Origin of the sequence: Variovorax boronicumulans (genome assembly GCF_009811375.1) — a bacterium.
In the GTDB taxonomy this organism is placed as follows: domain Bacteria; phylum Pseudomonadota; class Gammaproteobacteria; order Burkholderiales; family Burkholderiaceae_C; genus Variovorax; species Variovorax boronicumulans.
On record NZ_BKDH01000001.1, the window covers coordinates 4,122,227 to 4,146,694 of the forward strand.

Consider the following 24,468-nt stretch of genomic DNA (forward strand, 5'->3'; position numbering starts at 1 on the left):
ATGAGCGGCCTTCTGGTTCCCACGGGGATGCACGGATGCGCCGGTCTTCATATACTGGCGAATACAGCGTTGGAGACTTTGTCCATCCGCCCCATGCGCCTTTCCCCTCATGACACCGTTGTCCGCTCGACCTCCGGCAGGCCCGAGCTTCGCCATGTGACGCAGGTGCACGAATGGCGCATCGAGCGCACGCTGGACGCTGGCGGCTTCGTGCTGTCGATCATCGCGCCGGGCGGCGAGAGCCAGTCGTTCCTGGTGGCGCCGGGCGACGCGCAGGACATCGGCGAGGTGCTGCGCCGCAGCGCCGCATGGACCGACCGGCGCGGGCAATGACAACGATGTGGCGCCACATGACGGGTGCGGAACGCATCCTCGAAGTCCTGCTGACGCGGCGCTCGGTGTCGCCGCGGCGGCTGCAATCGCCCGGCCCGAACCCCGACGAACTCGACGCCATCATTCAGGCCGGCCTGCGCGCGCCCGACCACGGCGGGCTGCATCCGTGGCGCGTGATCGAGTTCCGCCCGCAGAACCGCGAGGCGCTGGCCTGGTGCTTCGAACAGGAAAAGCTGCGCCGCGATCCGCTCGCCAGCCCGACCGACCTGCGGCGCGCCCGCGAGCACGCCACACGCCCGCCGCTGCTGCTGGGCTTCGTGGTGTCGCCGCGCGAGCGCAGCATGATTCCCGCGCGCGAACAGTGGCTGGGCGCCGGCGCGGCGCTGGGCAACCTGCTGGCCGCCGCGCACCAGCTGGGCTACGGCGCCATCGTGCTGAGCGGCGAGCGCTGCTTCGACGAGACGCTGGTGCGCCAGGTCGGCGTGCAGCCGGGCGAGTACCTGGCGGGGTTCATCAGCATGGGCACGATCCGCGAGGCGCCGCCGCAAGCGCGCGAGACGCTGTCGCAGGACGTGTGGTCGTGCTGGCAGGGCGACCTGCTGCCGGGCGCGGCCGGCGAGGCGTCAGGCGACGGCGATCAGTCCATCCGGCCGTCGGAGCGCGTGCGCGGCAGCTGATCGAGCCGCGCGCCGAACCAGCCCACGCGCTCGGTCTCGCGCACATCGAAGCGCGGCACGTAGGGCTTGATGTCGAGCACGGGCGTGCCGTCGATCATGTCGTTGCCGCTGAAATGCAGCGTCGTGCCCTCCACCGCCGTGAGCCGCACGATCGACAGGCCCAGCCGGTTGGGCCGCGCGGGCGCGCGCGTGGCGAACACGCCATGCGTGGCGTCGTCGAGAAAGGGCACCACCTCGAGCCGTTCGTGCGCGCAGCGGTGCAGGTGCGTCACGAGGATCAGGTAGTCGAAGCCTTCGATGTCGCGCAGCCCCGGCGCGAATTCGGCGAACACCTCCAGGCGCCCCACTTCGTCGGGCGCACCGGCCGTCTGGATGGGCATGCCCGAGGTTTCGGTGAAGCGGCTGCGCACGACGCCGACCGGGCGGCAGACGACGGGGTCGATGTCGGCGGCGTTCATGGGGCCAGCAGGCGCGTGAGCGCGCGAACGTCGGCAGCCGTCGCGAGGCGCGCAGCGTTCTCGATGGCGCGGTAGCGCTTCACGATGTCCTCGCCCACGGGCGTGAGCGCCGTGCCGCCGCCGCGCGAGCCGCCGGCGGCGGTGTTCACGGCCGGCGAGGCCAGCGTCTGGTTCATCTCGTCGATCAGCATCCACGCGCGGCGGTACGACATGCCGAGCAGGCGGGCCGCCGCCGAGATCGAACCGGTCTCGGCCACGGCTTCGAGCACGGCGATCTTGCCGGGGCCGATGGCGATGGTGTCGTCCCGGTAGATGCGCAGGCGGAACTGGGCTTTGGATTTCATGATGGCGCGAAGGGTAAACCATCCAGGTGCCGTCGGCACCCGTGGGCCGGGGCTACGCGGCGTCGAGCGCGCCGCTGTGCTGGCGCGCCTGCGCCTGCCATTCGGGCGTTTGCAGGAAGGCCAGTGCCGCATCGAGCGCGCGCGCGGACCGCACGCCCTCCTGCGTCATGAAGCCGATGGGCGTGCGCACCTCGGGCGCCACCAGCGGCAGCGCCTCCAGTTCGCGGTGGCTGCGCACGGCCGCCACCATGGCGCCGGGCAGCACGCTGCTGACGGTGCCCACGCTCACGGCCAGCGCGAGCGTGAGCACCGAGTTGGTTTCGATGGCCGGTGCCACCGCGGCCACGCCGGCCTCGCGCAGGGCCTGGTCGATGATGGCGCGGTTGTGCATGTCGGGCGTGAGCAGGCACAGCGGCAGCTTGCCGGCCTCGGCCCAGGCGATGGGGCGGCCGATGCGCAGCCGGTCGGCCGAGGGTTTCTTCGCGCGCCGCAGCAGGAAGTAATGTTCGATGCTCTGCGGCCAGGCCTTGAGCTTGACGCCCGGCAGGTGCATGCGCTCGGTGTAGCCCAGCGCGAGGTCGACCGAGAGGTTTTCCAGGCCCGTTTCCAGCTCCTGCGAGCTCATGGAAAGCACGGCCGGCACGATGCCCGGATGGCGCTGCTGCAGCATCGCGGCAAAGCGCGACAGCATCGGGATCGCGGTGGGCACGGCGGCCATGCGCAGCCGCCCGCGCGGGTCGCCGGCCTCGCTGCGCAATTCCTGCAGCAGCACCTCGTTGTCGCGCAGCATGCGCTGCGCCGTGGCCAGCACGCGCTCGCCTTCGTGCGTGAGGCCCACGTACACGCGGGAGCGCTTGACGATGACGACGCCGAACTCGCCTTCCAGCGCGCGCAGCGCATTGGAAAGGGCCGGCTGCGTGATGTGGCAGGCCTGCGCGGCGCGGCCGAAATGCTTGTGCTCGCTGAGTGCGACGAGGTAGCGCATCGAGGCGAGCAGGTTCATTGCGTGCGTCCTTTTTCTTCTTGCGGGCTCGCGTCCGGGGCGCCTGCGCAGGCCCTCGCCCTGCCCCGCCTCGGCCTCAGGTGTTCTTGCTGATCGAGATCGTCGGGAACTTCGCGGAAAAGTCCTTCGCCTTCTCTGCGATCCCCACCGCCACGCTGCGCGCCACGGCCTTGTAGAGCCCGGCCACCTCGCCGTCGGGGTCGGACACCACCGTGGGCGCCCCGCTGTCCGCCTGCAGCCGGATGTTGATGTCCAGCGGCAGCGCGCCCAGGTAGGCCATCTGGTACTCGGCCGCCATCTTCTTGCCGCCGTCGGCGCCGAAGATGTGCTCGGCATGGCCGCAGTTCGAGCAGATGTGCACCGCCATGTTCTCCACGATGCCCAGGATCGGCACGCCGACCTTCTCGAACATCTGGATGCCCTTGCGCGCGTCGAGCAGCGCGATATCTTGCGGCGTGGTGACGATCACCGCGCCCGTCATCGGCACGCGCTGGCTCAGCGTGAGCTGGATGTCGCCGGTGCCCGGCGGCATGTCGACGATCAGGTAGTCGAGGTCTTTCCAGTTGGTCTGGCGCAGCAGCTGCTCGAGCGCCTGCGTGGCCATGGGGCCGCGCCAGATCATGGCCTGGTCGGCGTCGACCAGGAAGCCGATCGACATCACCTGCACGCCGTGGCGCTCCTTGGGCTCCATGTTCTTGCCGTCGATGCTCTCGGGGCGCCCGTCCAGGCCCATCATCATGGGCTGGCTCGGGCCGTAGATGTCGGCGTCGAGCAGGCCCACGCTGGCGCCCTCGGCGGCCAGCGCCAGCGCCAGGTTGGCGGCCGTGGTGCTCTTGCCCACGCCGCCCTTGCCCGAGGCCACGGCCACGATGTTGCGCACGTTGGGCATCAGCTGCACGCCGCGCTGCACCGCATGGCTGATGACCTTGGTGACGATGTTGACCGACACGTTCTCCACGCCCGGCACGGCCTTGGCCGCGGCCACGAGCGACTTGCGGATGGCCGCGTGCTGGCTCTTGGCGGGGTAGCCGAGTTCGAGGTCGAACGAGACATCGCCCTCGGCGATCTGCAGGTTTTTGAGCGAGCGGGTCGCTGCGAATTCTTTGCCGGTGTTAGGGTCCGTGACGCTCTTGAGTGCGTCCATGAGCCCGTCGGGGGTGAGTGCCATTGATCAAACTCCTGAATGGCGGGTAGTCTATTCCGCCCGCCAAGCCCGTACCGGGACGCGCTCATTTCCCGTCCGAAAAACGCCGAAGAAGAAAAGACACCGACGCAATGCCCGAGACAAGCCCCGCCACCGGCCTGCTGCTGACAGGCGGCGGCGCCCGCGCCGCCTACCAGGTCGGCGTGCTCGAAGCCATCGCCGAGATCCGGCGCGACGCCGTGGCGGCGGGTGCGGCCACCGGCGGCGGCAACCCGTTCCAGATCATCACCGGCACCTCGGCCGGCGCCATCAACGCCGCGGCGCTGGCCTGCGGCGCCGACGACTTCGACCGCGTGGTCGCGCACATCGCGCAGGTGTGGGGCGAGTTCCGCGCCGAGCAGATCTACCGCGCCGACTCGCTCTCGGTGCTCGGCAGCGGCGCGCGCTGGCGCATGCTGCTCGGCCTGGGGCGCTTTGCCGCCAACTGGATGCGCATCAAGCCGAAGTCGCTGCTGGACAACACGCCGCTGGCCGGCCTGCTGCAACGCCTGGTGCCGCTGGACCGCCTGCCACAGCTCATGCAGCAGGGCCATGTGCAGGCGCTGGCGGTCACGGCCTCGAGCTACAGCTCGGGCGAGCACGTGACCTTCTTCGAGGCGGCCGTGCCGATGGAGCCCTGGGTGCGCTCGCAGCGCCTGTCGGTGCGCGACCGCATCACGCATGCGCACCTGATGGCCTCGTCGGCCATTCCCTTCGTGTTCCCGGCCACGGCGCTGCCGATGCCGCCGGGCCACACCGAGTACTTCGGCGACGGCTCGATGCGCCAGTCGGCCCCCATCGCGGCGGCGATCCACCTGGGGGCGCGGCGCATCGTGGTGATCGGCGCGGGCCGCATGCACGAGCTGCGCGACGAGGCTGCGCCCAACACCCACAGCGGCTACCCGACCATGGCGCAGATCGCCGGCCATGCGCTGTCGAGCATCTTTCTGGATGCGCTGGCGGTCGACATCGAACGCCTGCGCCGCATCAACCACACGCTGGGCCTCATTCCCGAGGAGGCGCGCGCCGCGAGCACGCTGCGCCCGCTCGACCTGCTGGTGATCTCGCCGTCGGAGCGCATCGACATGATCGCGGCGCGCCACGTCGACGCGCTGCCGGGCGCCGTGCGGCACCTGCTGGGCGGCTCGAAGGTCGCGGCCGACGTGAAGGGCGGCGCGCTCGCCAGCTACCTGCTGTTCGAGTCGGCCTACACGCGCGAACTCATGGCGCTGGGGCGCGCGGACGCGATGCGCCAGCGAGACGAGGTGCTGCGGTTCTTCGGGTGGGTGCCGAAATAAAGGCGCACGCGGCCGGCTGAGTTCGCGCCGCTCAGCCCGCCTCGTCCACCAGCCCCAGCACCACGTCCAGCAGCACGTTCGCGCCCTGCGCCAGGTCGGCGCTCGCCGTGTGCTCCTTCGGGTTGTGGCTGATGCCGCGCACGCTCGGCACGAAGACCATGGCGGCGGGCGCGATCCGCGCCATCATTTGCGCGTCGTGGCCCGCGCCCGAGGTCATGCGGCGGTGGCTCAGGCCGCGGGCGTGCGCGCTGGCCTCGACGAGGCGCACCAGCCGTTCATCGAACTGCACCGGCTCGAAGCGCGCCAGCGTGCGGGCTTCGATGGTCACGCCTTCAGTGGTCTCGAGCTGCCGCAGATAGTCCGCCAACTCGCCTTCAGCGTCCTTCAGCGTCGCCTCGTCGGTGTGGCGCAGGTCGACCGTGAGCGTGGCGCGCGCCGCGATCACGTTGATGAGGTTGGGGTGCAGGCCGATCGCGCCCACTGTCGCGACCTGGCTGCCGCCGTAGCGGCGTGCCAGCTCGCGCACGAACACCGCGATGGCGGCAGCGCAGTAGCCGGCGTCGTGGCGCAGGCGCATGGGCGTCGTGCCCGCGTGGTTCGACTGGCCGGTGACGACGATCTCCTGCCACGAGATGCCCTGCAGGTCGGCCACCGCGCCGATGGTGACGCCTTCGGCCTCCAGCACCGGGCCCTGCTCGATGTGCAGTTCGACGAACGCGTGCGGCACCAGCGCGCCGCAGGCCATGTCGCCCGCGTAGCCGATGCGCGCGAGTTCGTCGCCCAGCCGTGCGCCGTCGGTGGCGACGGTGTCGAGCGCCGCCTCGAGCGCCAGCCCGCCCGCATGCACCAGCGAGCCCATCATGTCGGGCATGAAGCGCACGCCCTCCTCGTTGGTGAACGCGGCGACCACGAAGGGGCGCAGCGTCTGGCGCTGGCGTTCGTTGAGCCAGCGCACCACCTCCAGGCCCGCCAGCACGCCGTAGTTGCCGTCGTAGCGCCCGCCCGTGGCGACGGTGTCGATGTGGGAGCCGGTCATCACGGGCTTCGCATCGGGCAACTGGCCGGGGCGGATGCCGAAGATGTTGCCGATGCGGTCGATGCGCACGGTGAGGCCCAGGTCGCGCATCCACTGCGCGAGCCGGTCGCGGCCCGCGCGGTCGGCGTCGGTGAGTGCGATGCGGCAGACGCCGCCTTGTGCGGTCGCGCCGATGGTGGCGTGCGCGTCGATGCGCGCCATCAACGCGGCTTCGGCGATGCCTTCGCGCTGCAGCCATTGCGCCTGCGCCGCCACGACTTCTTCGCCCGAGCGGCCGGTGAGCGCGCGGTACACGCCGGGCGCGGTCGCGCCTTCGGTGCTGAACAGCAGCACGCGCGAGGTGGCGTCGAGGCCGGCGGCGCGCGCCAGTTCGGGGTCGGCCGCGAGCACCTGCAGCGCGGCGAGGCCGGCCGCGCCGGATTCGCCGACCAGCACCGGCAGGTCGCCCGCCTCGCCGGCGGCGAAGGTGCGCATCGCGTGCTCGGCGTCGGCATCGGTGACGGTCATGAAGAGGTCGACCGAGGGTTGCAGGAAGCGCCACGCGAGCGGCGAGGTCTCGCCGCAGGCCAGCCCCGCCATCACCGAATCGACGCTGCCGGTGGCGCGGTCAGGCCGGCCGCTGCGCGCGCTCTGCAGCAGGCAGTCGGCCTGCTCGGGCTCGACGACGATCAGCGTCGGCCGCGCGGCGCCGTAGCGCTCCCAGAAATGGCTCGCCACGCCGGCCGCGAGCCCGCCAACGCCGCCCTGCACGATGACGTGGGTGAAGGGGCACGGCGCGCCGGGCGCGGTGTTCTCGAGCAGCTCGTCGACGAGGATGCCGTAGCCCTGCATCACGTCGCGCGGAATCTCTTCGTAGCCTTCGTAGGAGGTGTCGGAGACGACCTCCCAGCCGTTCACCCGGGCCAGGCGCGCGGCCTCTTCGACCGAGGCGTCGTAGTTGCCGGCGATGCGAACGATCTCGGCGCCGAGCGCGGCGATGGGCGCCTCGCGCTCCTCGCTGACCTGCGCGTGCAACACGATCACGCAGCGGCAGCCCATGCTCTGCGCAGCCGCGGCCAGTGCGCGTCCATGGTTGCCGTCGGTCGCGCTGATGACGACGAAGTCGCGCAGCGCCTCGGCGTGTCGGCCCGCGAACAGGTCGGCCGGTGTCCAGCCCCGCTCGGGCCAGCGGCGCAGCACCAAGCGCAGCAAGGCCACGGGAGCGCCCAGCACCTTGAAGCTGCCGAGCGCGGAGCGGCGCGATTCGTCCTTCACGACCACCTGCGCGACGCTCAGCTGCGCGGCGAGCCGGGGCAGCGGCCACGCCGGCGTCGGCTGCGGCGAGAGCCGGTCCCAGGTGGACAGCCACTGGCGGCTCTCGCGGCCGCGTGCGATGTTCATGACGGCCTGCAGGGCCGCGTCGTAGCCGCGCCGTTGCGCGTGAGGGTTGGCGAAGAGCATGGGAAGAAAACCGGAAAAGAAGAATGGATCAGGCCGCGGTGCGCACGGGAAGCCGCTGGCGCACGATCTGCGCGAAGTAGCGCGCGCCCGTGGTCAGCACCGCGTCGTTGAAGTCGTAGCGGCCGTTGTGCAGCGGCGTGCCGCCGGGCTCGCCCTCGGCGCCGTTGCCCAGGAAGACGAAGGCGCCCGGCACGGCGCGCAGGAAGGCGCCGAAGTCTTCCGAGATCATCATCGGCGCGACATTCGCGTCGACCTTCCCGGCGCCCACCACGGCCGTGGCGGCGGCCACCGCGGTCGGCACGCACTCGGCCCAGTTCACGGTGGGCGCGAACTCGTGCGTGTAGCTGAACGTGCACTCCGCGCCGTGCAGGCGGCAGATGCCTTCGCTGATCTCGCGCATGCGCGTCTCGAGCATGCGCTGCACGGCCGGGTCGTAGCTGCGCGTGTCGCCCTTGATGACCACGTTCGACGGAATCGCGTTGCGGATGCCGTCGGTGATGAACTCGGTGCACGACACCACGGCCTGCGCGCCGGGGTCGAGCGTGCGCGAGACGATGGTCTGCAGCGCCAGCACGATCTGCGCGCCGATCACGATCGGGTCGATGCCCATGTGCGGCCGCGCGGCATGCGTGCCCCGGCCGTGGATGTGGATGACGAAGTTGTCCTCGCTCGCCATCAGGCCGCCCACGCGCGTGGCGAAGGTGCCGGCGGGCAGGCCGGGCATGTTGTGCAGGCCGTAGATCTCGTCGACCGGGAAGCGCTCGAACAGGCCGTCGTCCATCATGGCGCGGGCGCCACGGCCGTGCTCTTCGGCGGGCTGGAAGATGAAGCGCACGGTGCCGTCGAAATCGCGCCGCTCGCGCAGCAACTGCGCGGCGCCGAGCACCATCGCCATGTGGCCGTCGTGGCCGCAGGCGTGCATGCGCCCGGGCGTGCCGGAGGCGTAGGGCCGCTCGGTCGCCAGCTCGGTGATGGCCAGCGCGTCCATCTCGGCGCGCAGGCCGATCACGCCGGTGCCGCTGCCGACCGTGAGGCTGGCGACCAGGCCGGTGCCGCCGATGCCGGTGTGGACCTCGAGGCCCAGCGCCCGCAGCGCGCTGGCAATGAAGGCCGAGGTTTTTGCCTCCTCGAAGCCGGTTTCGGGCATCGCGTGCAGCTGGTGCCGCCAGCCGGCCAGCTGGTCGCGCAGGGGTTCGTCTGGAAACTTCATGGCGAGATGCTATTGACAACGCAGCGGGACAGGTGCGCAAAATGAGCCGCTGCCACGCAACGTTTTTGCGTGAAGCCTTTTCTTTTCATGACACCCCTCGACGCCCTCGACCTGCACCTGCTCGAACTGATCCAGGCCGACAGCCGCCTCTCGCAGGGAGAACTGGGCGAGCGCATCCACCTGTCGACGGCGGCGGTGAACCGCCGGCTCAAGCGCCTGCGCGACGAGGGCGTGATCCAGCGCCACGGCGCCGTGCTGTCGCCCGCCGCGCTCGGGCACCCGCTCACCATCGTGGTCGAGGTCGAGGCCGAGAGCGAGCAGATCGAACGGCTCGACGCCATGAAGCAAAGCTTTCGCGACTGCCCGCAGGTGCAGCAGTGCTACTACGTGACGGGCGAGTGGGACTTCATCCTCGTGTGCGTGGTGCGCGACATGGCGCAGTACACCGCGCTCACCCGCCAGCTGTTTTTCCAGAGCAACAACGTCAAGCGCTTTCGCACGCTGGTGACGATGGACCCGGTGAAGGTGAGCCTGGACGTGCCGGTGTCGGCGGGGGTCTGAGCGCGCGTCACGAGCCCAGGCCGAACAGCGCCAGCAGGCCTGCGACGAGCCAGCCAGCCTTCTTGGCGGCGTCGGCACTTTCCTTCGAGATGGGCCACAGCTTGGCCCGGCGCCAAGCCCGGAAGTTGTTGGCCACCGCCAGGCCCACGCCGACCAGCAGCAGCGGCGGCATGTTCCACGCGGCAGCGCCGATGCCCGACAGCACGATGATCAGCAGGCCCGCCGTCCAGATGCCGTTCGACGTGCTGGCCAGCACATGCGAGAGCGTGCCGCAGCGCCCGCACGCCGCCGGCGAGCCGCGGCTCGAAAGGCGCTTGGCCATGGCGGCGATGCCCGGCTGACGGCAATGGGGACAGGCGTAGGTCATGCGGCTCCCGCGAACGACGTGGAAGCCGACGATAGCCGATGGGCTCAGCGCGCCGACAGCATCGACCGCAGCATCAGCAGCACCGCGCCGACGATCGGCGCCAGCGCCAGCAGCCGGCCGGGTTCGAAGGCCAACCCTGCGACGGCGCCGATGAAGCAGCCAACCTTGATCCACATCGGCACCGCGCTCCAGCCGCGCCCATGAGTCACGGCGAGCGCGACCAGCGCGACCCAGCCGATCGCGCCGCCGAGGACCGACAGCGTCCAGCTCAGCAGGTAGAACGCCGAGTCCGCGTCGCGGAACGCGAGCGCGGTGCCCAGGCCGCGCCAGGTGTGCCACCAGCCGTCGAACAGCAGGAAGCCGGTGGCCGAGGCGGCCCACCAGAAGAAGGCGTAGAGGCTGGCCACGCCGGCCAGGGCCGCCAGCCCGCCCAGCAGGCGGCGGGTGATGTCGTCGAAGGGCGCGGGGTCGCGCCAGGTGGCCGTTTGTCCGTGGTCCATGCTCGGAGCTCCATTGGGTTCGCAATGGGTCCGACGGTAGGCGGCGAATGTGCGGGCTGGATGAAGCCTTTGTGAAGCGGGGGGATCAGGCCTCGGGTACGTCCGGCGCGTCAGGAGAAATGCCCAGCTCCGAGCACACGCGCCCCAGCAGCGCCTTCAGCGATGCCACCTCGGTCTCCAGCCGCGCCACGTTGGCCTTGAGCGCCGCGACTTCGCCGAGCGAATCGCCGTGCGTGACGAAGGCGCCGTCGCCCGAGGCGCCCGGCCCCGCCACCTCTTCCGCGGGCGGCCCGCTCAGCAGGTGCGCCCAGCGGCTTTCGCGCGCGCCCGGCAGGCGCGCCAGCTTCACCACCAGCGCACCGGCTGGCCGTTCGGCGAGTTCGTTGAGGAAGCCCTCGACCGACGAGATGTCGGCGAAGTTGTGCATGCGGTCGCAGGCGATGCGCAGCTCGCCTGCTGTTTGCGGGCCGCGCAGCATCAGCACGGTGAGCAGGATCACCGACTGCGACGGAATGCGCAGCACGCGGTCGATGTTGTGCTCGTAGCGGAAGGCGCGCCCGCCGCTGGTCTCGGCCACGAGGCTGTAGCCCTTCAGGCTGTCGATGGCGGCCTGCACCTGCGACTCGCTGAGTTCGAGCACCGGGTTGCGGCTGGTCTTCTGGTTGCAGCCCGACACCAGCGAGTTGAGCGTGAGCGGGTAGCTGTCGGGCACGGTGCGCTGCTTTTCGGCCAGCACGCCGAGGACGCGGGTTTCGAGGAGGGACAGGACGGGCAGCGGTGTGGTGGACATGGCTCGGGAAGAAGGGGCGACAGAAGTGAAAAGGGCACGCGCCTCAGGGCGCCACCACGGCCAGCATCGGCCCGAGGTCGCGCACGAAGTCGTTGCGCTGCAGTGTCTTCGAATAGATCGCCGACACGGTGCCGTCGAGGTACAGCGCATCGCGGCAATGCAACACATCGCGCAAGTACAGCGCGAAGTCGTAAAAGTTCACCGGCGTCTCGGCAAGGACGAAGATCGCGGTGGTGCCCGACACGCACACGCCGTTGCGGGTCTTGCGCGAATCCGAATTCGGGATGAGCGCCGGGTGCACTGCGCCGTGGCGCAGCAGCAGCGGGCCCGACTGCGTTGCCAGCTGCACGCCGCCCTTCGCGGCAATCGCCGGGTATTCCGACGCCTCGACGATGCGCGGCCCCTGGGCCGTCACCAGGAACACGCCGTTGGGCTTGCGAAAGAAATTGCCGACGCCGTCGGCCAGATTCAAAGGTGCTTCTTCACGGCCTTCGCGCACCAGCAGGCCGACGGGTGCGAAGTCGGCGTGGTACATGCCGGCGTTCACCGCGAACAGCAATTGCTTGTGGCGCGCCTTCAGCCAGGCCTCGAGCCGGTCGAAGCGCTTGAAGGCGGCGCCGGTGTCGTCGTTCAGGAACAGCGCGAGTTTTTCGGTGCGCAGGTCGACCTTGACGACGGTGTAGCGCGGCGGCGCGTCCACCGCGCCGGCGGCGGACCACGCCAGGCCGGCGAGCAGGAAGACCAGCGCAGGCAGCAGCAGTTTTTTCATGCGACCTGCACTGTCTGCTCTTCTCAACCGCCGTTGATGCGCGCGACCAGCGCCTTCGTGAAGGCCGCCGTGCCGGCGCTGCCGCCGAGGTCGCCGGTGCGCACGTTGTCCAGGTTGAGCGTCTGGTCGATGGCGGTGCGCAGGCGCGTGGCCAGCTCGGGCCGCTTGACGTGGTCGAGCATGAGCGCAGCCGCCAGCAGCAGCGCGGTCGGGTTGGCGATGCCCTTGCCGGCGATGTCGGGCGCCGAGCCGTGCACGGCCTCGAAGATCGCGGCGTTGGTGCCGATGTTGGCGCCGGGCGCCATGCCCAGGCCGCCGACCAGGCCGGCCACGAGGTCCGAGAGGATGTCGCCGAACAGGTTGGTGGTCACCAGCATGTCGAACTGCCAGGGGTTGAGCACCAGCTTCATCGCGCAGGCGTCGATGATCACGGTGTCGAGCTCGAACTGGCCCTTGTACTTCTCTTCGTACAGGTCCAGGCCGGTCTCCAGGAAGATGCCGGTGAGCGCCTTCATGATGTTGGCCTTGTGCACCAGCGTGACCTTCTTGCGGCCGGTGGCCACGGCGGTGTCGAACGCGTATTCGAGGATGCGGCGGCTGCCCTTGCGGGTGTTGACGCCGGTGGCCATGGCCACGGCGTGCGGGTCGCCGTCGATGGGCACGTAGTGCTCGTGGCCGATGTACAGGCCCTCGAGGTTCTCGCGCACCACGGTCAGGTCGATGTTGTCGTAGCGACCGCCCGGGATGATGGTGCGCGCGGGGCGCAGGTTGGCGTACAGCTGGAACTCCTCGCGCAGGCGCACGTTCGACGAGCGGTAGCCGCCGCCCGAGGGGGTTTCGAGCGGGCCCTTGAGCGCCAGGCGGGTGCTGCGGATGCTGTCCAGCGTGGCCTTGGGCAGCGGGTCGCCCGAGGCCTTGACGCCGCCCAGGCCGGCGATCTGGGTATCCCACACGAAAGGCGCCTTCAGCGCGTCGAGCGCCGCCAGGGTCGCATCGACGATCTCGGGGCCGATGCCGTCGCCGGGAATGAGGGTTGCGGGGATCGAGGTGGTCATCGGCGGCGGCTCACTTTCAGTAAAGAGGCTGCGAGCATACGTCGCACGGGCGACACCCCCGCGGCCTTCGGGGTCACTCCGGGTACCCCGCCGGCGGGGTGAGCAGCCCCATGGCGGCGGCTGCGGGACGGGCCGCCTAAAATGCCCGGTTCCCGGACGCGGCCCCTGGCCGCCTCCACGGGCCCCGCGCCCCTTCCGTTCGTCACTCCCGAAAGCGCCCTCCCCGATGTCCGCCCCGCGCAAGCTCTTCGTCACCACCGCCCTGCCGTATGCCAACGGCAAGTTCCACATCGGCCACATGATGGAATACATCCAGGCCGACATCTGGGTGCGGAACCAGCGAATGAATGGCGCCGACGTCAACTTCGTGTGCGCCGACGACGCGCACGGCGCGGCCATCACCATCGCGGCCGACAAGGCCGGCGTGACGCCGCAGGCCTTCGTGGCCGAGATCGCCGCGGGCCGCAAGCCCTACCTCGATGGCTACCACATCGCCTTCGACAACTGGCACTCGACCGACGCGCCCGAAAATCACCAGCTGGCGCAGGACATCTACCGCGACCTGCGCGCCAACGGCCTCATCGAGACCAAGAGCGTCGAGCAGTTCTACGACCCGGCCAAGGGCATGTTCCTGGCCGACCGCTTCATCAAGGGCGAGTGCCCCAACTGCCATTCGAAGGACCAGTACGGCGACAACTGCGAGGTGTGCGGCGCGGTGTACGCGCCCACCGAGCTGATCAACCCCTATTCGGCACTGTCGGGTGCCAAGCCCGAGCTGCGCAGCTCGGAGCACTTCTTCTTCAAGCTATCGGACCCGCGCTGCGAGGCCTACCTGAAGGAATGGACCGCCGCCCCCGGCCACGTGCAGCCCGAGGTGCAGAACAAGATCCGCGAGTGGCTCTACAAGGACGACGAAGGCAAGGGTGGCCTGGGTGACTGGGACATCAGCCGCGACGCGCCCTACTTCGGCATCGAGATCCCCGATGCGCCGGGCAAGTACTTCTACGTGTGGCTCGACGCGCCCGTGGGCTACCTGGCCTCGCTGAAGAACCTGCTGGACAAGCGCTGCATCGAACTGGGCGGCGACGGCATCTCGTACACCGAGTACATGGCCGACCCCGAGCTGGAGCAGGTGCACTTCATCGGCAAGGACATCATCACCTTCCACACGCTGTTCTGGCCCGCGATGCTGCATTTCAGCGGCCGCAAGGCGCCCAACGCCGTGTATGTGCACGGCCACCTGACGGTGAGCGGCGAGAAGATGAGCAAGAGCCGCGGCACCGGCATCGACCCGCTCAAGTACCTGTCGATCGGGCTCGACCCCGAGTGGCTGCGCTACTACATCGCCGCCAAGCTCAACGGCCGCAACGAGGACATCGACTTCAACCCCGACGACTTCGTGGCGCGCGTGAACAGCGACCTCGTGGGCAAGTACATCAACATCGCCAGCCGCGCGGCCGGCTTCATCGGCAAGCGCTTCGGCGGCCAGCTGGGTGCGGTGTCGGCCGACGGCGAAACGCTGCTGTCCACGCTGCGCGCCGCCGCCACGCAGGTGCAGTCGCTGTACGACGGCCGCGACTACGCCCGCGCACTGCGCGAGGTGATGGCGCTGGCCGACAAGGTGAACGAGTACGTCGACCAGAACAAGCCCTGGGAACTGGCCAAGAAGGAAGGCGCCGAGGCGCGCCTGCACGACGTGTGCACGGTGTGCATCGAGGCCTTCCGCCTGCTCACGCTGTACCTGAAGCCGGTGCTGCCGGCGCTGGCCGTGAACGTCGAGGCCTTCCTGAAGATCGCCCCGCTGGTCTGGGCCGACGCCGCGCAGGCGCTGCCGGCCGGCCACGCCATCGGCGACTACAAGCACCTGATGCAGCGCGCCGACCCCAAGCAGGTCGACAAGCTGTTCGACGTGCCCGAAGCCGCCGCCGCTGCGCCTGTCGCCGCGGAAGCGCAGGAGCTGCCCGGCGGCGAAGCCATCGCGCCGACCATCACCATCGACGACTTCGCGAAGATCGACCTGCGCATCGCGAAGATCGTGGCCTGCGAGAAGGTCGAGGGCTCGACCAAGCTGCTGCGCCTAACGCTCGATGCGGGCGAAGGCAAGACACGCAACGTGTTCAGCGGCATCGCCTCGGCCTACCAGCCGGAGCAGCTCGTGGGCAAGCTCACGGTGCTGGTCGCCAACCTCGCGCCGCGCAAGATGAAGTTCGGCGTCAGCGAAGGCATGGTGCTGGCCGCGAGCCACGGCGACGAAAAGGCCCACCCGGGCATCCACGTGCTCGAGCCCTGGGCGGGCGCGACGCCGGGCATGCGCGTGCGCTGACCCGAAGACGCAAAGAAGAACTAGCCGAACTTGTTGTTCAACACGAGGTCGGCAAACACCTTGCCGCCCACCGAGATGTGGTCGCGCATCGCCTCCGCGGCGTTGTCCGCGTGGCCTTTCAGAATCCACTCGACCACCCGTTCGTGCTCCCGCTGTGAAGCGGCGAGCCGGCCGGGCTTCTCGAACATCCGCCCACGGTAGGCCGAGATGCGCAGCCGCACGGTCTGCGCCTGCTCCACGATGAAGGGGTTGCCGCTGGCGCGGTAGATCACGTCGTGCAGCGCGGCGTTGGCCTGCTGGTAGGCCTCGGCGTCGTCCGCCTGCGCCTGCGCGGCGGTGCCGGCCAGGGCGCGCAGCAGTTCCTCGCGCAGCGCCGGGCCGATGCGCAGCGCGGCCAGCCGCGCCAGCACGCCTTCGAGCTCGCCGAGCGCTTCCATCATCGCCACCAGTTCGTTCGCCCGCAGCTGGCGCACGTAGATGCCGGTGCGCGGAACGATGTCGACCAGCCCGCGCGCACTGAGCAGCAGCAGCGCCTCGCGCACTGGCGTGCGCGAGGTGTTGAAGCTCAGGGCCAGGGCCTTTTCGTCGATGGCCATGCCGGGCGACAGCACGCCGCCCAGGATGTCTTGTTCGAGCCGGGCGCGGATGCGGTCCTGCAGGCTGTGGGTGTCGAGGGTTTTCGCGGGTTGCATGGCGATCTGGATATTAGCTAACCTTACAGATATATCAATTCATCTGTTTGGTACATCAATGTCTCCCACCCTCGCGATCGACGGCCACGTGGCCTACCTGACGCTACACCGTCCCCAGGCCGCCAACAAGCTCACGCCGGACGATCTTCCCGTGCTGATCCAGCATGTGGACACAGTGAACCGCACGCCCGAGGTGCTGGTGCTGGTCTTGCGCGCCGAGGGCAAGTACTTCTGCAGCGGGTTTGATATATCAGAGGTGGCCGCCCAGAGCCAGACCGAGGGCCGCAGCTTCGGCGAGATGGTCGATGTGTTTGAAAACTGCCGCGCCGTCACCATCGCGGCGGTACACGGCGGCGTCTACGGCGGCGCGACCGACCTCGTGCTGGCCTGCGACTTCCGCGTAGGCGCCCGCAGCGCCGAGATGTTCATGCCGGCCGCCCGGCTCGGCCTGCACTACTACCAGAGCGGCATGGAGCGCTACGTGTCGCGGCTGGGGCTGGACACGGCCAAGCGCCTCTTTCTCACCGCCGAGAAGCTCGACGGCGCCGCCATGCGCGACTGCGGCTTTCTCACGCAGCTGGTCGACGACACCGCCACGCTCGACACCGAGGTGCAGCGCCTGCGCACCGTGCTCGCCGGCATGGCGCCGCTGGCGCTGCTGGGCATGAAGAAGCACCTGAACCAGATCGCGCGCGGCACCGCCGACGCGGCCGCGATCTCGCACGAGGTGCAGCGCACCGTCGCGTCCGAAGACCTCGCCGAGGGCGGCCGGGCCTGGCGCGAGAAGCGCACACCGGTGTTCCAGGGCCGCTGAGCGCGCCCGCCCTTCCCCCCACAAGACTCAGGAGACAAACCCATGAAGCAAGAACTGCGAGCCCTCTCGTTCGCGGCCGCCGCGCTGCTGGCCTCGGCCGGCGCGCTGGCCGACACCTACCCCGCGCGGCCGATCACGCTGGTGGTGGGCTTCCCCGCCGGCGGCGGCGCCGACACCGTGGCGCGCATCGTGAGCGACAAGATGGCCAAGCTGCTCGGCCAGCCCATCGTCATCGACAACAAGCCGGGCGCCGGCACCACCATCGCATCGGACCAGGTCGCGCGCGCCGCGCCCGACGGCTACACGCTGCTGCTGGGCAGCGCCAACCTCTACGGCAGCGACAAGCTGCTCTACAAGAGCGTGAAGTACGACGGCGCCAAGAGCTTCGTGCCGATCTCGCGCTGGAGTTCCGCGCCGATGCTGCTGGCCGTCAACAAGGACGTGAGCGCAAAGACCGTGCAGGCGCTGATCGCCGAGGCACGGCAGAACCCCGGCAAGCTGGCGTACTCGTCGTCGGGCGCGGGCGTGGTCACGCACCTGGCCGGCCTGTCGTTCGAGAAGGCGGCCGGCGTGCAGATGCTGCATGTGCCGTACAAGGGCGGCGCCCCGTCGATCCAGGCGGTGGCCGCGGGCGACGTGCAGCTCACCTTCGGCACGCCGCCGTCGGTGCTGCCGATGGCGCAGGGCCAGAAGCTGCGCGTGCTGGCCGTCACTTCGGGCCAGCGCTCGCCGCTCTTTCCCGACGTGCCCAGCGTGGCCGAGGCCGGCGTGAAGGGCTACGACTACACCTTCTGGTTCGGCCTCTTCGGCCCGGCCGGCCTGCCGCCGGAGGTGGCGCAGAAGCTGTTCGACGCCAGCGTGGCGGCGCTGAACGACCCCGAGGTCAAGGCCCGGATGGAGAAGTCGGGCAACGAGTCGGCGCCCTCGAAGTCGCTGGCCGAATTCCGCGCCTGGGCCCTGGCCGAAGGCGCGAAGTCGAAGGAACTCACCGAGCGCTCGGGCGCGAGCGTCGAATGAGCTCGCACGCACCCAAGGCAGGCCCGCTGCAGGGCTTCACCGTCATCGACCTCACGCGCGTGCTCGCGGGCCCGTACTGCACGCTGCTGCTCGCCGACCTGGGCGCGCGCGTCATCAAGGTGGAACAACCCGGCCTGGGCGACGACGCGCGGCAGATCGGCCCCTTCGTCGAAGGCGACTCGGCCTACTTCATGTCGGTCAACCGCAACAAGGAGTCGATCGCGCTCGACCTGAAGGCGCCGACCGACCGCGCGGTCTTCGAGCAGCTGCTGGCCACGGCCGACGTGCTGGTCGAGAACTTCCGGCCCGGCACGATGGAAAAGCTGGGCTACGACTGGCCGACGCTGCATGCGCGCTTTCCGAAACTCGTGTTCACCTCGGTCTCCGGCTTCGGCCAGACCGGGCCTTACAGCAGGCGCCCCGCCTACGACATGGTGGTGCAGGCGATGGGCGGCATCATGAGCCTCACCGGCCACCCGGGCGCGCCGCCGACGCGCGTGGGCGTGTCGATCGGCGACCTGGGCGCAGGGCTGTACGCGGCCGTCGGCACGCAGGCCGCACTGCTGCAGCGCGGGCGCACGGGCCTGGGCGACCGGGTCGACGTGGCCATGCTCGACTGCCAGGTCGCGCTGCTCGAGAACGCGATCTCCCGCATGGAGGCCGAGGGCCGCGCGCCGGGGCCGATCGGCTCGCGGCATCCGTCGATCACGCCCTTCGACGTGTTCCGCGCGGCCGACGGCTGGTTCGTGATCGCGGCGGGCAACGACGCGCTGTTCCAGCGCCTGTGCACTGCGCTCGAGCTGCCCGCGCTCGCCGGGGACGCGCGCTTTGCCACCAACCCGGCGCGCTGCCAGCACCACGAGGCGCTCAAGCAGCTGCTCGAAGCGCGCCTGTCGACTGCGCCCTGCGCGCACTGGCAGGCGCTGCTGATGCAGCACAACATTCCCACCGGCGACTACAACGACGTGGCGGCGGTGGTGAACGACCCGCAGGTGCAGGCGCGCGAGATGCTGGTGCAGGTGCGCACGCAGGGCGGCCAGCCGCTCACGGTGGCGGGCAACCCGGTGCACGTCGGCGGGCTGCGCACGCAGGTGCGGCGGCAACCGCCACGGCTGGACCAGGACCGCGAGGCGATCCTGGCGTCGCTCGCCCGATCCAGCGCTGCGGGTGCAGAATCCGCCCATGCAACGCAGTGACCGCCTCCGCCCCCTCGTCCTTTCCGCGCTCGGCCTCGCGGGTGCGCTGCTGCTGAGCGGCTGCGCGGTGGTCAGCGTCGCGAGCACCGCCGTGAGCGTGGGCGCCGGCGCGGTCGGCCTCGCAGCCGATGCCGCCATCGGCACCGCGCGCATCACCGGCAAGGCCGTGGGCGCGGCCGCCGACGCGGTGATTCCCGACAGCAAGGACTGACGGCCGTTCAGCGCGGCAGACCCAGCGCCGCGAGGTGCGCGGGCGTGTGCTGTGCCTTTTCCTTGCGCACGAAGGCCGAGCGCAACACCGCGTGCGGCTCGGCGGGATCGAAGAAATTGCGCCGCATGTGCGCCAGTTCCTCGTCGCGGTAGGCCTGCAGCGGCTTGATCGCCTCGTCACGCGCACGCGCTGCCTGCTTGTCCGCCAGGCGCGCAGCCAGGTCCGGCGATGCCGCCAGTTGCGCGGCCAGCCGGCCGACCTCGTCACCCAGCTCTTCCGGCGCGGCCTGCAGCACGCGCTGCGCCAGGCCCAGCGCCACCGCGCGCTTGGCGCTCACGGGCAGCGCCGACTGCGTGAGCCGCGCGGCCTCGTCGGCGCCCACGCGACGCGGCAGGCTGTAGGTCCAGTACTCGGAGCCGTGCAGGCCCATGAGCTTGTAGTGCGGGTTGAGCACCACGCCGTCGCGGCACCACACCTCGTCGGCCGCGAGCGCGAGCATCACGCCGCCGGCCGCGGCATTGCCGCCCAGCGCGGCCACCGTGAGGCGGTCGGTGGTCGTGAGCACGGCCTCGACCAGGTCGTTCATGGCGTGAATGTTGGCCCACGACTCTTCGGCCGGATCGGCCGCCGCCTCGATCACGTTCAGATGGATGCCGTTGGAGAAGAAGTCGCGCAGCCCGCCGAGCACCAGCACCGAGGTCGGCCGGGTGCAGGCGAAGCGGTAGGCCGACAGCAGACGCCGGCATTGCGCGGTGCTCATGGCCCCGCCCGCGAACGAGAAGTTCAGCACGCCGACCGGCCCGTGCTCGCGGTAGCGGATGTCGGTCCACGTGCGACGGCCGGCCGGCAGCTCGAGCGGCGCGGGCACCTCGGGCAGGCCGGCGGGCAGCCGCGCGCCCAGCGCCTCGACAGCCGGCAGCTTGTAGCTCGGCAGGCCGGAGCCCGGCTCGCGCCAGGGCCGCAGCTGGGTGAGCCAGACCGCGCCGTCGACGGTGGCGCGGCAGACGGCGCCGGCGCGGGTGGCGATCAGTTCGCCGGGCGTGCCGCGCAGTTCGTCCTCGGCATGGCCGCCGTGCAGGTACCACGATGCGCCCAGCAGCTCGTCAAGCACGCCGGGCTGCGAATCGGCTGCGCGCAGCTGCCGCAGCACCGATTCGGTGGTCTGCGTGGCCCAGTCGATGCGGCGCTCTGCCTGCTTCATGAACGGCCGCCAGCCGGCGGCGAGGTCGGCCGCCTTCTGCCGCTTCGGCTTGTAGGTGCCCGAGGCGAAACGCTCGACGGCCAGCAGCACGGCGTCGACGGCGGCATCGGCCACCTCGCCGCGGTACAGGTCGCTCTTGCCGGCCTGCGGCGGCACCTTCAGCGGCGACCAGGCCCAGACATCGCCCGCGTCCATCTCGGCCACGGCCTCGAGCACGGTGACGCCCCAGCTGTCGACGCCGCCCTGCAACGTCCGGTCGAGCGAGGACGGGCCGCGGTCGCCGGGCGGGCCCGGATGCACGATGAGGCAGGTGTGGGCGCGCCAGACGTCCTCGGGAATCGCCGTGGTCAGCATCGGCGCGATGACGAGCGCGGGCGCGTGCTGGCGCACCGCCTCGCGCAAGGCCTCGTCGTCGCCGAGCGCCAGCACGATGCCCGCGGTGTGGCCCCGGTCCTGGAGCTCGGCCAGCACGCGCTGCGTGAGGCTGTTGAACGCGCTCGCGACGAGCAGGATGTGCATGGCGACCTCATTGACGTTTGTTTCAAAACGTCAAAAATGTATCTGCCAGCCTCGCCGCCGATAAGCTGACTGAAAGTACTCACCGCCTGGAAATCGCGGGGCCGCCGCGACGGCCGGGCCACAATGACCGCACATGTCGTCGCCGCTGAACCTCACCCGCTTTCGCCCCCGCCTGCTGGACACGATGGCCGGCTACGACCGGGGGCGGTTCCTGGGAGACCTCGGCGCGGGCGCCACGGTGGGCATCGTGGCGCTGCCGCTGGCCATGGCCTTCGCCATCGCCTCGGGGCTCAAGCCCGAGGCCGGCATCTGGACGGCGATCATCGCGGGCTTCCTGATCTCGCTGCTGGGCGGCTCGGCCGTGCAGATCGGCGGGCCGGCGGGCGCGTTCATCGTGATCGTCTACGGCATCGTCGAGCGCTACGGCGTGGCCAACCTGCTGATCGCCACCGCCTGCGCGGGCGTGCTGCTGTTCATGGCGGGGCTGTTCGGGCTCGGGCGGCTGGTGCGCTTCGTGCCGCTGTCGATCGTGGTGGGCTTCACCAACGGCATCGCGGTGCTGATCCTGCTGTCGCAGCTGAAAGACCTCCTGGGCCTCACGGTGGAGCGCATGCCGGCCGACGTGTTCTCGCAGCTGCACGCGATGGCGCTGCGGCTGGACACCTTCAACCCGCACGCCTTCGCGCTCGGGCTGGCCTGCGTGCTCGGGCTGTTGGCGTGGTCGCGGCTGTTTCGCGGCGACTCGGCGCTGGCGCGTGCGGTGCAGCGCGTGGGCGGACGCTGGGTGCAGACGCGCCCGGTGCAGATCGTCGGGCGCATCCCGGGGCCGATCGTCGCGCTGGCGTCGCTCACGCTGGTGTCGTGGGGCTTCGCGCTGCCGGTGGAGACCATCGGCACGCGCTTCGGCGGCATTCCCGAGGGCGTGCCGGCCTTCGCGCTGCCCGATTTCTCGTGGGAGACCGTCAAGCAGCTGGTGACGCCGACGCTGACCATCGCGCTGCTCGGCGCCATCGAGTCGCTGCTGTGCGCGCGCGTGGCCGACCAGGTCAGCGGCCAGCCGCGCCACGACCCCAACCAGGAGCTGATGGCGCAGGGCATCGCCAACCTGGTCACGCCCTTCTTCGGCGGCATGCCGGCCACGGGCACCATCGCGCGCACCGTGACCAACATCCGCTCCGGCGGCAGCTCGCCCATTGCGGGCATCGTGCATGCGGTCACGCTGCTGGTCGTGGTGCTGCTGGCGGCGCCGCTGGCGCGCCACGTGCCGCTCGCGGTGCTGGCGGGCATCCTGGTGTTCGTCGGGCTGAACATGGGCGAATGGCGCGAGTTCACGCCCGGCCAGCTGCGCCACTTCAGCCGCCACTACCGCCTGCTGATGCTCGGCACCTTCTTCCTCACGGTGGTGTTCGACCTGACGGTGGCGGTGCAGGTGGGCATCGTGCTGGCGTGCGCGCTCTTCATCCGGCGCATGAGCGGGCTGTTCAGCGTCGAACTCGTGACGCTGCAGCCGCCGGTGCTCACCTACCGGCTGTACGGCGCCATGTTCTTCGGCGCGGCGGCCAAGCTCGACGAAGCAGTGAACGCCGCGGAGCGCGCACCGCGCGGCATGACGCTGGTGCTCGACGCCACGCACCTGATCTACATCGATGCCACCGGCGTCGATGCGCTGCGGCAGTTGCACCGGGCGGTGCTGGCGCGCGACGGGCTGCTGCGCATCGAGTCGCTGCAGCCGCAGCCGCTCGAGGTGCTGGAGCGCTCGGGCTTTGCCGAGGAGTTGACGACGGGCCAGCCCGGCGCGTCGCACGGCGCGTAGCTGTCAGGGCGCCTCGGTGCCTCGATCAGGCGACGACCCGCTGCGCACCACGCGCTGGTCGTCGTTCAGCGTGGCGGTGAAGACCATCGACGAATTCGGTGGCTGCACCCAGCGCCATTCCCATTCGGTCTCGCGCTTGAGCGCATAGGGCGTGACCTTGGCCGGCTTGCCCAGCAGCTTGCGCAGGTCTTCCATCATCATGCCGGGCTGCACCTTGGCGAAGTTCTCGGGCGTGAGCACCTGGCGCAGCGCGCTCATCTTGCCGTCGGCGCCGATGGTGATCATGTAGTTCTTCTGGCCCTGCGGCTGGCGGTTGAACTCCAGCACGCGGCCGTTGGGCACGTCCCAGACGTTCTCGGGTTCGCCGAAACGCGCGCGCACGTCGGCCTCGGTCGAAACGCCCTCTTCGAGCTCGCTGATGCGCTGCGGATCGCAGCCCGCGAGCCCGATCAGCGCCGCCAGCAGTCCTGCCACGAGGCCGATCCGGCCCTTCTGAAATCGTTGCATGCCGTCCCCGGTAAAATTCGAGCGATAAAGGTCCAGTCTATGTCCATCTTCCGCCGCCCCCACTACACCTCCGAGATCACGAACTTCATCGAGGAGATGAAGCAAAAGAAGCCGACGCTGGAATCCGAACAGCGCGCCGGCCGCGCCCTGCTCTGGGACAAGCACCTCGACCGCAGCCTGCTCGAGGAGTACAGCGAAGCCCGCGTGCCGATGCAGCCGTACGTCTACCAGACCCAACCCAAGTGAATGGTGCCCACCCGGCATCCCGCCGCCCAGCCTGCGCGCACAGCTATTAAGTTGATAGCAACCGCCTCATGAGTGCAGACGAGGACAACGGCACGATCGTGGCCAGCATGCCCGAGGTCGTCGACCAGGTCGCCCTGGCCCGGCTCTACGGCGAGCCGCTGTTCGCGATGCCGAAAGACCTGTACATCCCGCCCGAGGCGCTGCAGGTCTTCCTGGAGGCCTTCGAGGGCCCGCTGGACCTGTTGCTGTACCTGATCCGCAAGCAGAACTTCAACATCCTCGACATCCCGATGGCGGGCCTGACGCGGCAGTACCTGAGCTACGTCGACGAAATTCGCCAGACCAACCTCGAGCTCGCGGCCGAGTACCTGCTGATGGCCGCGATGCTGATCGAGATCAAGTCGCGCATGCTGCTGCCGCCCAAGAAGGTGGCCGACGGCGAAGAGGCCGAAGACCCGCGCGCCGAGCTGGTTCGCCGGCTCATGGAGTACGAGCAGACCAAGCTGCAGGCCGCCGCCATCAGCGCGCTGCCGACCTACGGGCGCGACTTCTGGAAGGCCCAGGTCTACATCGAGCAGTCGATCAAGCCGCGCTTTCCCGACGTCGACGTGGTCGAGCTGCGCGACGCCTGGGCCGACATCATGAAGCGCGCCAAGCTTGTGCAGCACCACAAGATCTCGCGCGAAGAGCTCAACGTGCGCGAGCACATGAGCATCGTGCTGCGCCACCTGCAGGGCCAGCGCTTCGTCGAGTTCGAGAAGCTCTTCGACGTCTCGCGCGGCGTGCCGGTGCTGATCGTCACCTTCATCGCGATGCTCGAGCTCGCGAAGGAGACGCTGATCGACATCACGCAGGCCGAGGCCTTCGCCCCTATTTACGTCCGACTGGCCTACTCGCCGGCCTGA

26 protein-coding genes and 1 pseudogene are annotated in these 24,468 nt (G+C 70.0%); 12 read left to right on the forward strand and 15 right to left on the reverse strand.

Annotated features, from left to right (window positions below; translation table 11 throughout):
• Positions 1-93 precede the first annotated feature (93 nt).
• Positions 94-333, forward strand: a complete 240-nt coding sequence (locus tag VHAB30_RS31170; protein WP_235926764.1) for a hypothetical protein — start codon at positions 94-96, stop codon at positions 331-333.
• Entirely contained in the window at positions 330-1,010 is a 681-nt protein-coding gene (locus VHAB30_RS18980; RefSeq protein ID WP_235926771.1) for a nitroreductase family protein, read from the forward strand. The genes VHAB30_RS31170 and VHAB30_RS18980 overlap by 4 nt, the downstream gene beginning before the upstream one ends.
• Here the strand turns inward: VHAB30_RS18980 and tsaA are convergent.
• From tsaA to apbC, 4 genes are all read right to left on the reverse strand, one after another.
• The gene (tsaA, locus tag VHAB30_RS18985) at positions 971-1,468 is read right to left on the reverse strand and encodes a tRNA (N6-threonylcarbamoyladenosine(37)-N6)-methyltransferase TrmO (RefSeq protein ID WP_159278136.1); all 498 of its coding nucleotides are present in this window, start codon (positions 1,466-1,468) and stop codon (positions 971-973) included. The two genes, VHAB30_RS18980 and tsaA, sit on opposite strands and share 40 nt — an antisense overlap.
• Positions 1,465-1,812, reverse strand: a complete 348-nt coding sequence (locus VHAB30_RS18990; protein WP_062478989.1) for a winged helix-turn-helix domain-containing protein — start codon at positions 1,810-1,812, stop codon at positions 1,465-1,467. The genes tsaA and VHAB30_RS18990 overlap by 4 nt, the downstream gene beginning before the upstream one ends.
• A 52-nt stretch (positions 1,813-1,864) precedes the next feature.
• Positions 1,865-2,815: a LysR substrate-binding domain-containing protein gene (locus VHAB30_RS18995; protein ID WP_159278137.1), complete on the reverse strand. Its 951-nt coding sequence runs from the start codon at positions 2,813-2,815 to the stop codon at positions 1,865-1,867.
• A 76-nt stretch (positions 2,816-2,891) separates the two neighbouring features.
• Positions 2,892-3,983 carry an iron-sulfur cluster carrier protein ApbC gene (apbC, locus tag VHAB30_RS19000; RefSeq protein WP_062478984.1) on the reverse strand — a complete coding sequence of 364 codons (1,092 nt, stop codon included), beginning with the start codon at positions 3,981-3,983 and terminating at the stop codon, positions 2,892-2,894.
• 107 nt (positions 3,984-4,090) lie between these two features.
• Between apbC and VHAB30_RS19005 the strand changes: the two genes are divergently transcribed.
• Positions 4,091-5,296, forward strand: a complete 1,206-nt coding sequence (locus VHAB30_RS19005; RefSeq protein WP_159278138.1) for a patatin-like phospholipase family protein — start codon at positions 4,091-4,093, stop codon at positions 5,294-5,296.
• 31 nt (positions 5,297-5,327) lie between these two features.
• Here VHAB30_RS19005 and VHAB30_RS31175 read toward each other — a convergent pair whose 3' ends face one another.
• From VHAB30_RS31175 to VHAB30_RS19015, 3 genes and pseudogenes are all read right to left on the reverse strand, one after another.
• Entirely contained in the window at positions 5,328-6,533 is a 1,206-nt protein-coding gene (locus VHAB30_RS31175; protein ID WP_235926863.1) for a M20 family metallo-hydrolase, read from the reverse strand.
• Positions 6,534-6,602: 69 nt separating this feature from the next.
• Positions 6,603-7,772: pseudogene (locus VHAB30_RS31180) on the reverse strand (diaminopropionate ammonia-lyase); the annotation flags it as partial.
• Between the two features lie 28 nt (positions 7,773-7,800).
• Positions 7,801-8,982, reverse strand: a complete 1,182-nt coding sequence (locus VHAB30_RS19015; RefSeq protein WP_159278140.1) for a M20 aminoacylase family protein — start codon at positions 8,980-8,982, stop codon at positions 7,801-7,803.
• An 87-nt stretch (positions 8,983-9,069) separates the two neighbouring features.
• Here VHAB30_RS19015 and VHAB30_RS19020 point away from each other — a divergent pair, with 87 nt between their 5' ends.
• Positions 9,070-9,543, forward strand: coding sequence for an Lrp/AsnC family transcriptional regulator (locus VHAB30_RS19020; protein ID WP_062478970.1), 474 nt, complete (start codon positions 9,070-9,072; stop codon positions 9,541-9,543).
• A gap of 7 nt (positions 9,544-9,550) precedes the next feature.
• On the opposite strand, the gene VHAB30_RS19025 is transcribed toward VHAB30_RS19020, so the two are convergent.
• The 5 genes from VHAB30_RS19025 to VHAB30_RS19045 all read right to left on the reverse strand — a co-directional run bounded on the left by VHAB30_RS19025 (position 9,551) and on the right by VHAB30_RS19045 (position 13,024).
• A complete protein-coding gene (locus VHAB30_RS19025) occupies positions 9,551-9,910 on the reverse strand; it encodes a hypothetical protein (protein ID WP_159278141.1) in 360 nt (119 codons plus the stop codon).
• Between the two features lie 44 nt (positions 9,911-9,954).
• A complete protein-coding gene (locus VHAB30_RS19030) occupies positions 9,955-10,410 on the reverse strand; it encodes a hypothetical protein (RefSeq protein WP_159278142.1) in 456 nt (151 codons plus the stop codon).
• A gap of 85 nt (positions 10,411-10,495) precedes the next feature.
• Entirely contained in the window at positions 10,496-11,200 is a 705-nt protein-coding gene (locus VHAB30_RS19035; protein ID WP_159278143.1) for a YceH family protein, read from the reverse strand.
• 43 nt (positions 11,201-11,243) lie between these two features.
• Positions 11,244-11,969: a phosphodiester glycosidase family protein gene (locus VHAB30_RS19040; RefSeq protein ID WP_159278144.1), complete on the reverse strand. Its 726-nt coding sequence runs from the start codon at positions 11,967-11,969 to the stop codon at positions 11,244-11,246.
• 23 nt (positions 11,970-11,992) lie between these two features.
• Entirely contained in the window at positions 11,993-13,024 is a 1,032-nt protein-coding gene (locus tag VHAB30_RS19045; protein WP_062478955.1) for an isocitrate/isopropylmalate dehydrogenase family protein, read from the reverse strand.
• Between the two features lie 226 nt (positions 13,025-13,250).
• Here VHAB30_RS19045 and metG point away from each other — a divergent pair, with 226 nt between their 5' ends.
• Positions 13,251-15,347 carry a methionine--tRNA ligase gene (metG, locus tag VHAB30_RS19050; RefSeq protein ID WP_159278145.1) on the forward strand — a complete coding sequence of 699 codons (2,097 nt, stop codon included), beginning with the start codon at positions 13,251-13,253 and terminating at the stop codon, positions 15,345-15,347.
• A 20-nt stretch (positions 15,348-15,367) separates the two neighbouring features.
• Here metG and VHAB30_RS19055 read toward each other — a convergent pair whose 3' ends face one another.
• Positions 15,368-16,039 (reverse strand): GntR family transcriptional regulator, encoded by a 672-nt coding sequence (locus VHAB30_RS19055; protein WP_062478945.1) that lies wholly within the window; start codon positions 16,037-16,039, stop codon positions 15,368-15,370.
• Positions 16,040-16,097: 58 nt separating this feature from the next.
• Between VHAB30_RS19055 and VHAB30_RS19060 the strand changes: the two genes are divergently transcribed.
• Genes VHAB30_RS19060 through VHAB30_RS19075 form a run of 4 tightly spaced genes read left to right on the forward strand, consistent with a single transcriptional unit; the run spans position 16,098 to position 19,277 of the window.
• On the forward strand, positions 16,098-16,853 hold the full coding sequence (locus VHAB30_RS19060) for an enoyl-CoA hydratase/isomerase family protein (protein WP_159278146.1): 756 nt from the start codon (positions 16,098-16,100) through the stop codon (positions 16,851-16,853).
• A gap of 42 nt (positions 16,854-16,895) precedes the next feature.
• Entirely contained in the window at positions 16,896-17,870 is a 975-nt protein-coding gene (locus tag VHAB30_RS19065) for a Bug family tripartite tricarboxylate transporter substrate binding protein (RefSeq protein WP_159278147.1), read from the forward strand.
• Positions 17,867-19,066: a CaiB/BaiF CoA transferase family protein gene (locus VHAB30_RS19070; protein WP_159278148.1), complete on the forward strand. Its 1,200-nt coding sequence runs from the start codon at positions 17,867-17,869 to the stop codon at positions 19,064-19,066. Before VHAB30_RS19065 ends, VHAB30_RS19070 begins: the two co-directional genes overlap by 4 nt.
• Complete coding sequence (locus tag VHAB30_RS19075; protein WP_095743945.1) at positions 19,053-19,277, forward strand: hypothetical protein; 225 nt, start codon at positions 19,053-19,055, stop codon at positions 19,275-19,277. Before VHAB30_RS19070 ends, VHAB30_RS19075 begins: the two co-directional genes overlap by 14 nt.
• Positions 19,278-19,284: 7 nt before the next feature.
• On the opposite strand, the gene VHAB30_RS19080 is transcribed toward VHAB30_RS19075, so the two are convergent.
• On the reverse strand, positions 19,285-20,997 hold the full coding sequence (locus tag VHAB30_RS19080) for a hydrogenase maturation protein (protein WP_159278149.1): 1,713 nt from the start codon (positions 20,995-20,997) through the stop codon (positions 19,285-19,287).
• A 133-nt stretch (positions 20,998-21,130) separates the two neighbouring features.
• Between VHAB30_RS19080 and VHAB30_RS19085 the strand changes: the two genes are divergently transcribed.
• On the forward strand, positions 21,131-22,810 hold the full coding sequence (locus VHAB30_RS19085; RefSeq protein ID WP_159278150.1) for a SulP family inorganic anion transporter: 1,680 nt from the start codon (positions 21,131-21,133) through the stop codon (positions 22,808-22,810).
• A 3-nt stretch (positions 22,811-22,813) separates the two neighbouring features.
• On the opposite strand, the gene VHAB30_RS19090 is transcribed toward VHAB30_RS19085, so the two are convergent.
• Positions 22,814-23,317, reverse strand: coding sequence for a hypothetical protein (locus VHAB30_RS19090; protein WP_062477116.1), 504 nt, complete (start codon positions 23,315-23,317; stop codon positions 22,814-22,816).
• A gap of 39 nt (positions 23,318-23,356) precedes the next feature.
• Here VHAB30_RS19090 and VHAB30_RS19095 point away from each other — a divergent pair, with 39 nt between their 5' ends.
• Together VHAB30_RS19095 and VHAB30_RS19100 are read left to right on the forward strand one after the other, a co-directional pair.
• On the forward strand, positions 23,357-23,563 hold the full coding sequence (locus tag VHAB30_RS19095; protein ID WP_070061458.1) for a DUF3460 family protein: 207 nt from the start codon (positions 23,357-23,359) through the stop codon (positions 23,561-23,563).
• A 68-nt stretch (positions 23,564-23,631) separates the two neighbouring features.
• Entirely contained in the window at positions 23,632-24,468 is an 837-nt protein-coding gene (locus tag VHAB30_RS19100) for a segregation and condensation protein A (RefSeq protein ID WP_056578351.1), read from the forward strand.

What these genes read in the sequence shown, in the direction of transcription:
- VHAB30_RS31170 (WP_235926764.1), top strand. Translation starts at nt 94, where the DNA reads ATGCGCCTTTCCCCTCATGACACCGTTGTCCGCTCGACCTCCGGCAGG.
- VHAB30_RS18980 (WP_235926771.1), top strand. Translation starts at nt 330, where the DNA reads ATGACAACGATGTGGCGCCACATGACGGGTGCGGAACGCATCCTCGAA.
- tsaA (WP_159278136.1), bottom strand. Translation starts at nt 1,468, where the DNA reads ATGAACGCCGCCGACATCGACCCCGTCGTCTGCCGCCCGGTCGGCGTC.
- VHAB30_RS18990 (WP_062478989.1), bottom strand. Translation starts at nt 1,812, where the DNA reads ATGAAATCCAAAGCCCAGTTCCGCCTGCGCATCTACCGGGACGACACC.
- VHAB30_RS18995 (WP_159278137.1), bottom strand. Translation starts at nt 2,815, where the DNA reads ATGAACCTGCTCGCCTCGATGCGCTACCTCGTCGCACTCAGCGAGCAC.
- apbC (WP_062478984.1), bottom strand. Translation starts at nt 3,983, where the DNA reads ATGGCACTCACCCCCGACGGGCTCATGGACGCACTCAAGAGCGTCACG.
- VHAB30_RS19005 (WP_159278138.1), top strand. Translation starts at nt 4,091, where the DNA reads ATGCCCGAGACAAGCCCCGCCACCGGCCTGCTGCTGACAGGCGGCGGC.
- VHAB30_RS31175 (WP_235926863.1), bottom strand. Translation starts at nt 6,533, where the DNA reads ATGGCGCGCATCGACGCGCACGCCACCATCGGCGCGACCGCACAAGGC.
- VHAB30_RS19015 (WP_159278140.1), bottom strand. Translation starts at nt 8,982, where the DNA reads ATGAAGTTTCCAGACGAACCCCTGCGCGACCAGCTGGCCGGCTGGCGG.
- VHAB30_RS19020 (WP_062478970.1), top strand. Translation starts at nt 9,070, where the DNA reads ATGACACCCCTCGACGCCCTCGACCTGCACCTGCTCGAACTGATCCAG.
- VHAB30_RS19025 (WP_159278141.1), bottom strand. Translation starts at nt 9,910, where the DNA reads ATGACCTACGCCTGTCCCCATTGCCGTCAGCCGGGCATCGCCGCCATG.
- VHAB30_RS19030 (WP_159278142.1), bottom strand. Translation starts at nt 10,410, where the DNA reads ATGGACCACGGACAAACGGCCACCTGGCGCGACCCCGCGCCCTTCGAC.
- VHAB30_RS19035 (WP_159278143.1), bottom strand. Translation starts at nt 11,200, where the DNA reads ATGTCCACCACACCGCTGCCCGTCCTGTCCCTCCTCGAAACCCGCGTC.
- VHAB30_RS19040 (WP_159278144.1), bottom strand. Translation starts at nt 11,969, where the DNA reads ATGAAAAAACTGCTGCTGCCTGCGCTGGTCTTCCTGCTCGCCGGCCTG.
- VHAB30_RS19045 (WP_062478955.1), bottom strand. Translation starts at nt 13,024, where the DNA reads ATGACCACCTCGATCCCCGCAACCCTCATTCCCGGCGACGGCATCGGC.
- metG (WP_159278145.1), top strand. Translation starts at nt 13,251, where the DNA reads ATGTCCGCCCCGCGCAAGCTCTTCGTCACCACCGCCCTGCCGTATGCC.
- VHAB30_RS19055 (WP_062478945.1), bottom strand. Translation starts at nt 16,039, where the DNA reads ATGCAACCCGCGAAAACCCTCGACACCCACAGCCTGCAGGACCGCATC.
- VHAB30_RS19060 (WP_159278146.1), top strand. Translation starts at nt 16,098, where the DNA reads ATGTCTCCCACCCTCGCGATCGACGGCCACGTGGCCTACCTGACGCTA.
- VHAB30_RS19065 (WP_159278147.1), top strand. Translation starts at nt 16,896, where the DNA reads ATGAAGCAAGAACTGCGAGCCCTCTCGTTCGCGGCCGCCGCGCTGCTG.
- VHAB30_RS19070 (WP_159278148.1), top strand. Translation starts at nt 17,867, where the DNA reads ATGAGCTCGCACGCACCCAAGGCAGGCCCGCTGCAGGGCTTCACCGTC.
- VHAB30_RS19075 (WP_095743945.1), top strand. Translation starts at nt 19,053, where the DNA reads ATGCAACGCAGTGACCGCCTCCGCCCCCTCGTCCTTTCCGCGCTCGGC.
- VHAB30_RS19080 (WP_159278149.1), bottom strand. Translation starts at nt 20,997, where the DNA reads ATGCACATCCTGCTCGTCGCGAGCGCGTTCAACAGCCTCACGCAGCGC.
- VHAB30_RS19085 (WP_159278150.1), top strand. Translation starts at nt 21,131, where the DNA reads ATGTCGTCGCCGCTGAACCTCACCCGCTTTCGCCCCCGCCTGCTGGAC.
- VHAB30_RS19090 (WP_062477116.1), bottom strand. Translation starts at nt 23,317, where the DNA reads ATGCAACGATTTCAGAAGGGCCGGATCGGCCTCGTGGCAGGACTGCTG.
- VHAB30_RS19095 (WP_070061458.1), top strand. Translation starts at nt 23,357, where the DNA reads ATGTCCATCTTCCGCCGCCCCCACTACACCTCCGAGATCACGAACTTC.
- VHAB30_RS19100 (WP_056578351.1), top strand. Translation starts at nt 23,632, where the DNA reads ATGAGTGCAGACGAGGACAACGGCACGATCGTGGCCAGCATGCCCGAG.